This window comes from Borrelia hispanica CRI (assembly GCF_000500065.1).
GTDB lineage: Bacteria > Spirochaetota > Spirochaetia > Borreliales > Borreliaceae > Borrelia > Borrelia hispanica.
In genome coordinates, this window is sequence record NZ_AYOU01000111.1 from 1 (window position 1) to 8797 (window position 8797).

At 34.6% G+C, this 8797-nt stretch carries 6 protein-coding genes and 2 pseudogenes; all 8 read right to left on the bottom strand.

Going from position 1 to position 8797, the window contains the following annotated elements; translation table 11 throughout:
- Positions 1-547: 547 nt before the first annotated feature.
- Positions 548-1576 (bottom strand): annotated as a pseudogene (locus U880_RS10040) (variable large family protein).
- The gene (locus tag U880_RS11950; protein ID WP_268744604.1) at positions 1542-1670 is read right to left on the bottom strand and encodes a hypothetical protein; all 129 of its coding nucleotides are present in this window, start codon (positions 1668-1670) and stop codon (positions 1542-1544) included. The pseudogene U880_RS10040 and the gene U880_RS11950 overlap by 35 nt, the downstream one beginning before the upstream one ends.
- Positions 1671-1861: 191 nt before the next feature.
- Positions 1862-2872, bottom strand: coding sequence for a variable large family protein (locus tag U880_RS0103255; RefSeq protein WP_038359107.1), 1011 nt, complete (start codon positions 2870-2872; stop codon positions 1862-1864).
- A 293-nt stretch (positions 2873-3165) separates the two neighbouring features.
- Positions 3166-4127, bottom strand: a pseudogene (locus tag U880_RS10045) (variable large family protein).
- A 324-nt stretch (positions 4128-4451) separates the two neighbouring features.
- The gene (locus U880_RS0103265; protein WP_038359110.1) at positions 4452-5516 is read right to left on the bottom strand and encodes a variable large family protein; all 1065 of its coding nucleotides are present in this window, start codon (positions 5514-5516) and stop codon (positions 4452-4454) included.
- A 350-nt stretch (positions 5517-5866) separates the two neighbouring features.
- Complete coding sequence (locus tag U880_RS0103270) at positions 5867-6844, bottom strand: variable large family protein (RefSeq protein ID WP_038359105.1); 978 nt, start codon at positions 6842-6844, stop codon at positions 5867-5869.
- Positions 6845-7123: 279 nt separating this feature from the next.
- Entirely contained in the window at positions 7124-8236 is a 1113-nt protein-coding gene (locus tag U880_RS0103275) for a variable large family protein (protein WP_024654743.1), read from the bottom strand.
- 175 nt (positions 8237-8411) lie between these two features.
- Positions 8412-8797, bottom strand: a 386-nt coding sequence (locus U880_RS0103280; protein WP_024654354.1) for a variable large family protein, incomplete at its 5' end; no start/stop codon positions are given.

An 8797-nucleotide genomic window follows, 5' to 3' on the forward strand; every position in this document is an offset into this window, starting at 1 on the left:
TAGTATAAAAAAATTTTTTAAAAAATCAAACATCAAAAAATGATAAAATCATATTTAACAATAGTACAAATAATATAATTGAAATAAATTCTAAAGAAATTATTAATTTTTCTAAAAACTACCTCTTAATATCAAATAGTACAAGTTTTCTATTATCTACATTAAAAAAACAAAATTTTACTATTGCTAGACTTTTCTACATTTTTAATATATACTTGTTGTGTAAGATCTTAGTTTAGTTAGAAGTTTTAATATGTTTTGATACCATACTAAATTAATATTACAACTGGGCGTGTCATTAAATCTCCTAAAACAACTAAGATATCTCATATAAACTAAAACTTACTTCTTATGATTCATTATATCTTTATACAAAATTTTACAACTATGCAAATCTATCCTATACAATTTTATACAATAAACCGAATATTTTTAATTAGAACATGTACATCGAGTAACATAATTAACAAAAATAACACCTCTCTCTATTATAGCATTATAAAAAGAAGTGTTTACATTTCATAATTTATTAATCACTCTTTATTCTTTATTTAGTAACAACAGATTGAGTAGCATCAGATTGACTAGCCTCAGTTCCACCACTTTCAGAGTATTTTATTCCCTTAACCGCTTCTCTTATTTTATCTAAATTACTTTCTACTGTTTTCTTAATTATTATATTAAGTATCCCTAATACCTTATTTACTGCACTGACAGCAGCTGCCTTAAGTGCACCATCTTCATTTTGAGCAGGCTGATTAAACTTACCACCTTTAATCATAGCTTTTAGTGCAACTGCAGCCGCTAAATCTGCATTAGTAGCTGCAGTACCATTAGCATTATTAGCATCAGTCGCAGTAGCTAATTGTCCAGCATTATCATTAGCAGCAGGAGCAGCATTTTTAGTCGTAGCATTTTTAATTTTATCAATCATTGCCCATGGATCTGCCTTAGCAACTTCCCCAGCTAGTTTAGTAGTATCACCTGCACCAGCCTGAGCATTGTGAACCACTGCCTTAGGACCATTACCATTTGCTACAGCAGCACCAGCAATCCCTTTTCCAATATTTACTCCAGAGTTAATAGCAATCTCAACTATAGCTTTAATTTCATCAATAACAGTTTTAACACCAGCCCCTTCAGCAGCTACCGCAGCAGCAGCATTATCACCTATATCAGTATCACCAACAACCCCAGCAAGCTTAGTTACAGAAGTTACTAATTTTGCAATAATTTCACTAGTACCTTTAATAACAGTCTCAACCGCTGTAATATCAGCATATGCAGTAGAAGATATATCTTTCGCTAAAGCATTCAATTTATCCTTAGTATTCTTTAATCCATCTCCAATAGTCTTAAAATGTTCTCCCACTTTACTTCTCTTATCATCCGACTTAACAGCATTAAATCCTAATGCATCTCCAACAGCACTCCCAAAAACACCAAAAATCTCCTGAAACCCTTCTCCGATCTTAATCAAAGAATCTAAAAAACTATTCTTCTTTTATGTTACCATCTTCCCTGCCTCCAACACCCCACTATTACATCCCATCACCATCATTATTACTCTTCTCATTACTCTCTTCCCTTTTTTCTCCTCTCTCATTACATCTCCCTTCCTTTTTTCTACTACTACTTCTTCTTCCTTCCTCTTCTAAATATCCTTTCATGATTTTCTTCGCCTCCTATTTTTTTATTTTTTGTTTAGCTTATCTACCAAGAAAGCAAACAAAAAAATTTAACAAATGATGATTTATATAACATATACAATACTGCAAATAAAAAAAGAGAGCTTTATTGCTCCCTTTGCCAACATTCTTACATAACAACTTAACTATATTTCAATATATAAATTCACCTATTAATTAGACTGAACCTCAGAACCTTCTCCTTGCTTAATCTCTCCCAATACCTTATTAATCTCTTTTAATCCCAAATCCACTGTATTCCTGATTGCTATTGTCAATGTACTCAATACCTTATTTACCGCACTTGCTACTGCTCCATTGACTGCATTTGCTGATTTCTCTTCATTCTTCGCTGCAAACTTACCATCTTTTGCCATTCCTCTCAATGCTATCCCTCCTGCTATTACTGCATCTTTCTTTGCTGTAGCCTCTTTAATCTCTTTTTTATCATTAACAACTGGCGCAATAGCAATTTCTGCTGCATCTGTTGCTTTCTCAATTCCATTAGCACTATCAGCTTTAGGATCTTCCTTAGACTTTGCTATTGCCTGCAATATATCAGACCCACTTACTGCTCCAATGCTTGCTGATGCTTTTGCAATATTTTCCTCTTTGGCATCAGCCTTACCAGCATCATTAACAAATAGTGTTCCAATATCTTTCTTATCATCCCCTGTTTTACTAGCATGCGCACTACCTTCATTATCTTTCAACACTACTCCAACAATTGCCTTTATTCCTTTTACTAACGAAACAACTGAATTTTTGTCAGCAGCTACCGCTGCTTGCCCTGCACTAGTAGCACCACCAATAGCATCATTACCACTAGCACCCCCAGCTGCTTCTTTTGCCCCTTCTTCGATCTTACTTATCTTCCCAATAAATTCTTCTACCTTCTCTTTCACCTTTACATAATTCCCATTCTTTTCTAAAATCTCCCCCAATTTCACTTTTACTGTTTTCATTGTATTCTCAATTTTACTAAAATATTTCCCTATATCTTCTTTCTTTGTTTCTGCCTTTATCCCCAATGTCCCTGTAATCATATCCCCAAAACTCACAAAAACTTCCAAAAATCCTTTCCCTAAATTTGCAATCGACCCTAGAAATTGGCTCTTCGCCTTCTCTTCTTCCAACATCCCATTATTACATCCCATCATCACCACCATCACTACCATCACCATTATTCCTTTTACTATTCTTTTACTTCCCTTCTCTCTTCCCTTCTCTCTTCCCTTCTCTCTATACTCGCTTATACACTCTTCTATATTTCCTATTCCTTTCTTCTCTTTCATTCCTTTCTTAGCCTCCTTGTTTTTTTTATTATTTTCTAGCTTTGCTCTTAAGGAAGCCAAAAAAATATGACTTATATAACACATACAATACTGCAAATAAAAAAAGAGAGCTTTATTGCTCCCTTTGCCAAAATTCTTACATAATAACTTTAACTATATTTCAATATATAATAATTCACCTATTAATTAACCTTAGACTCAGAACCTTCCTCTTGTTTAATCTCTCCTAATACCTTATTTATCTTTTTTAATCCTTCATCCACTGTATTCCTGATTGCTATTGTCAATGTACTCAATACCTTACTTACTGCACTTGCCACTGCTCCATTGACTGCATTTGCTGATTTCTCTTCACCCGTCTTATCAACAAATTTACCATCCTTTGCCATTGCTCTTAACTCTATTCCTGCTGCTATTACTGCATCCTTCTTTGCCTCATCAACCGTAATCTCTTTCGTGATCTTCCTTCTTAGCAGCCGCAATATCAGCAGCATTTTTTGCGGTTTCAACCTTAGGATCATTAGAAACTGAATCAGACTTAGCTATTGCCTGCAATATATCAGCTCCACTTACTGCTCCTATTGACGCACTTGCCGCTGCTGCTTGCGCTTCTGTTCCATCATTAGCATTACTCCCAAACAATTTACCAACTGATTTCTTATCTTCACCTGTCTTAGTAGCATTAAAATTTCCCTCATTTTTTAAAACTATATCAACGATTGTCTTAAAGCCATTAATAATAGAATTTATAGAATCTTTATTAGCTGGTACAGCATCCTCTCCTTGCTTAGCATTTCCAATAACATCATCACCTGTAGCCCCTTTCCCAGACTCCTTTGATCCTTCTTCAATCTTACTTATCTTCCCAATAAATTCCTCTACCTTCTCTCTCACCTCTCCATAACTTCCATGTTCATCCAAAATTTTACTTAATTTCACTTTCACTTCCTTCATTGTCTCTGCTATCTTACTAAAATATCCACCTATCTCACTTTTCTTTGTATCCGCTTTATTCCCCCAACGTCCCTGTTATCATATCCCCAAAACTCACAAAAACGCCCAAAAATCCTTTCCCTAAATTTACCATCTCACTCAAAAACACTTTCTCTGGATCCTTCCCTCCCCCACTATTACATCCCATCATAATCTCTATTACTCTATTCTCCCATTTATTAGTTTTAAATTAGTTAAGTGAAATATTAAGAACTTAGTTCTCTTAGTATCAATCATTGCTATTGGCTAAAGATATGTTTTGTTAGTTCTTTATTCATTGGTTATACATTTTTGAATAAGTTATTAAGTCTTAGTAATAATCGCTTATCAAGCAAGCCTCACCTCATAATAATTGTTCACACATGATCACAAAATGTTATTAAAAACAAAAAAAAGAAACCATCTCTCCTACATCAAGAAAAGATGGTTCTCTTTATGCTTAAGTAATTTGATTATTTTTATTTAATTTTTTGATTTATTTAGTAACAACAGACTGAGTAGCATCAGATTGACTAGCCTCAGCTCCACTAGTCTCAGAATATTTTATTCCCTTCACTGCTTCTCTTACTTTATCTAGATTGCTACTTACTGTTTTCCTAATTATTACATCAAGTATCCCTAGTACCTTATTTACTGCATTTATTGCTGCTGCTTTAACTGCTTCAACTTCACCAGCACCAGCATTAGCACTAAATTTACCACTCTTCACCATGGCTTTAAGAGCAACAGCTGCTGCTAGGTCAGCATTAGTAGCCGCACCAGCACCGTTAGCATGATTAGGTGTACCAACTGCTAATTCTCCAGCGCCTTTATTATTAGCATTATTTAGTTGAACAACATTAGCTTTAGCATTCTTAATCTTGTCAAGCATTGCCCATGGATCTGCTTTTGACACTTCAGCTGCTAGTTTAGGACCAGCATTAACACCAGCATCACCATTTGCAGTAAGTGCAGAAGTAGCACTGGAAGCAGCAGAATTCACTGCTTCACCAACATTGCCAGGCTTAACTTCTATATTAGATTTTTCCGCTAATTCAATAATATTTTTAACTTCTGTAACTATAGAGTCAACCCCATCCTTATCAGCAGCTACTGCAGCACCTGCACTAACAGTATCACCAATTCCAGCAACATCATTGGTTACATCAGCAAGTTTAATGAGTGAAGCAATTAATTGTTCAAAAACATCATTTGCTCCCTTTATGACACCCTTAACAACTTCAATTGTGTTTCCATCAGCATTCTTAGTTTTAGATATGTTAACTGCTAACTCTTTTAACTTGTTATTAGTTGTCGTAAGTCCATTTCCAAGCTTTTTAAAATGTTCTCCTATTTTACTTCTCGTATCTCCCGATTTAACTACACTAAATCCTAATGCATCTCCAACAGCACTCCCAAAAACACCAAAAATCTCCTGAAACCCTTCCCCAATCTTAACTAAAGAATCTAAAAAACTATTCTTCTTTTCCAACCCTATCTTCTCTTCTTCCAACACTCCATTATTACATCCCATCATCACTACCATCACCAGCATCATCATTACTTCTCTTATTCTTATCCCCTTTACTCTTCCACTTCTCTTCTCTCTTCCCTTCTCTCTATACTCGCTTATACACTCTTCTATATTTCCTATTTCTTTCTTCTCTTTCATTCCTTTCCTTCGCCTCCTTGTTTTTTTTATTTATTTTTAGCTTTTCTATCAAGGAAAATCAAAAAAACAAAATGGACACAACTATGAATTAACGGATAATAAATAACAAATGTTAGCAATAGCAAATAAAATATATCTTTTAGACAAAATAAAAATAAAAGATACTAAGAACTTAACTCCCAGTATCTTCCCGTTATAACTTTATTTACCTTATTTTATTATTCAGTCATATAATTTAACTATTGATTCTTAGCATCAGGAGCACTTCTATCAGACACCACAGGAATAGCATTAACATTAATTTTCATTGCTGCTTTTACTTCTTTAAGTCCTGCATCTATTATCTTCCTTATTGCTATTGTTAATGTATCTAATGCTTTAGTTACTGCACTAACAGCTGACCCTTTAACTGCAGTAATAACTTCAGCAGTTCCATCATTATCATTAGCAAATTTACCATTCTTTGCCATAGCTCGCAATGCCATAGCTCCTGCTATAGTGCCATCTTTTGCACTAGCAACAGTAGCATCACCTTTTTTCACTATAGCCTGCAGAATATCAGCTCCAGTTACTGCTCCTACTGCTTTTGATGCATCTTCTGCTGTCTTCTTTGCATTATCAGCAGAATTAATAGCAGCAGCACCAAATAATTTCCCTGCTTCTCCATCTCCAGCTGTTCTCGCATTAAAACCATCACTAGCTTTCTTATCATTCCCTACATCAGCCTTCCCTACACCTTTAAGTACTACTTCTACTATTTCTTTAATTCCTTTCACTAAACTATCAATATCACCAGCAGTACCTCCAGCATTATTATCAGCTACATTACCAATTGGTCCACTAGCATCACCAATAGCTTCACTTGCTGTCTTTGCTCCCTCTATTATCTTATCAAGTTTATTCTCAACTAATGTTTTCACTGCAGTAGCTGTAGCCTCAACATCTGGATTTCCTTCTTCCTTCATATCAGTAACAATTTTATTAAGTCCATCCTTTATCCCCTGCACAGTATCTTGAACCTTCTTAAAGTAATTCCCAACATCCGATTTCTTACTCTCCAAATTCAATCCCAATACACTCCCTACCATATCCCCAAAAGAAGTAAAAACATCTAAAAATTCATTACCCAAGCTCACTAAAGACTTCAAAAACTTATTCTTTCCCTTCTCTTCTTCCAACATCCCATTATTACATCCCATCACCACCATCATCACCATTATCACTTCTACTATTCTTCTTCCCCCCCTCCTTATCTTTAAAAGATTAAAAAGAAAAAAGATGATTTATACAAAAAAAGATAAGTTAAGAAACATACACAATAAATACAAATCAAAAAAGAGAACTAAAATAAGCCCTCCTAACTAATTAATACAATTTATATTATAAATATCCATAATCCCCCCCTTCTTTTATAAAAAGAAAATACTCCAACACATATCCACACGTATAAAGAGCATTTTCTTTACTTATTACATTACTTACTGATTCATATATAATTAAACGCTTTTCGATTTGCCTTTAACTAATATTTGCTCTGTCTGTTCTAAACATTGACTTACTATTACTTTAGAAATACTTTCTATTGCTTTTAATAATTTATTTACTGCGCTTACTCCTACTCCGTTAACCGCGTTTGTACTGGTTTTTGCTGCTGATGCATCTAGCTTACCGCCTTTAAGCAAAGAACGTAATGCTATTCCTCCTGCTAATGCTAATTTACTTGCATTTTGTGCATTGTCTGCTGTTGTTGCTGCTCCTGTTACTGCAAGTTTTACTGCATGTTTTGGTTGAGTTGCTGAACTGATGGTAGTTTCAGCAACAACATCTGAATCCTCAGCTGATGTTATAGCATATAACATGTCTTCACCTGTTACTGAAGTTACTATTGATAAAGCCTTGGCTGCATCTCCTTCAACGGCTCCTCCTCCCCCTGTTGTCTTTAGTACTTTACCTCCTTCTTTTTCCTCATTAGATACTGTTTCATTTTTAGATACAGTTGATTTTTTAACGCTAAAATTAACTATGCCCTTTAAAGCTTTTAATGCTCCCTTAACATCTTCTATACTAGAACCTACTCCTTCTACTGCTGTTGCTACATTTGCTGTAACACCACTTACTACCATACTTTCGTTAATAAGAGTTTGTAAAGAAGTAATATGCTTCTTTAATTCATTAAGTGTTTTCTTTGCTTGCCCTATACTTCCATCTTGAGATTCTTCAACATTGATTCCTACTTTACTTGCTACCTCTTGTACTTGATTAATCGCTTTATCTATTGCACTTACTAAGTCTTTGAATTTATCTGATATATCACTTTTTTTTGTTGAACTAGTAACTGAAATTCCTAAAGAATTTGTTATTAAATCTACAAATGCAGAAAATATAGATTTAGTTGTATCACCCAATTTCAAACCTCCAACCTCTTGTAGCCCTACCTCTTCTCCTTCCTTTACTCCTCCACTATTACATCCCATCACCACCATCACTACCATCACCATTATTCCTTTTACTATTCTTTTACTTCCCTTCTCTCTTCCCTTCTCTCTTCCCTTCTCTCTATACTCGCTTATACACTCTTCTATATTTCCTATTCCTTTCTTCTCTTTCATTCCTTTCTTAGCCTCCTTGTTTTTTTTATTATTTTCTAGCTTTGCTTTAAAAATAAAAAACAAATAAATGAGGCTTTATATAACATACACAATACTGCAAATAAAAAAGAGAGCTTTATTGCTCCCTTTAATAAGGTTCTTATTTAATTATTGCAACAACTATATTCAAATTCTACTACTTACCTGCTGCTTTTGGATCTCTTGCCTTATCTACTTCTTCCTTTACTTTCTCCAAAACATTCTTTACTGTCTTCTTCACTATTTCTTCTACTGCTCCCAATAACTTATTTACTGCGGTTATCCCTACTTTTTGTACTTCTTCTTTTCCTCCTGCTTGTCCATCTTGAGCTCCTGATGCCAATTTACCGTCTTCAACCAATGAACGTAATGCTATTCCTCCTGCTACTGCTGCTGCTTTTGCATCTGAAGCATTTGCTAAGTGAGCCGATGTTCCTCCTTTTGCAAATTCCAATGGAGTTGTACCTGAAGTTGCATTACCTGTCAAAGCCACAACCCTATTTTCTGTAGATTTCACTATTGATGCCAGCATTTCTTCTCCAC

What these genes read in the sequence shown, in the direction of transcription:
- U880_RS0103255 (WP_038359107.1), bottom strand. Translation starts at nt 2,872, where the DNA reads ATGGTGATGGTAGTGATGGTGGTGATGATGGGATGTAATAATGGGATG.
- U880_RS11950 (WP_268744604.1), bottom strand. Translation starts at nt 1,670, where the DNA reads ATGAAAGGATATTTAGAAGAGGAAGGAAGAAGAAGTAGTAGTAGAAAA.
- U880_RS0103270 (WP_038359105.1), bottom strand. Translation starts at nt 6,844, where the DNA reads ATGGTGATGATGGTGGTGATGGGATGTAATAATGGGATGTTGGAAGAA.
- U880_RS0103275 (WP_024654743.1), bottom strand. Translation starts at nt 8,236, where the DNA reads ATGAAAGAGAAGAAAGGAATAGGAAATATAGAAGAGTGTATAAGCGAG.
- U880_RS0103265 (WP_038359110.1), bottom strand. Translation starts at nt 5,516, where the DNA reads ATGATGATGCTGGTGATGGTAGTGATGATGGGATGTAATAATGGAGTG.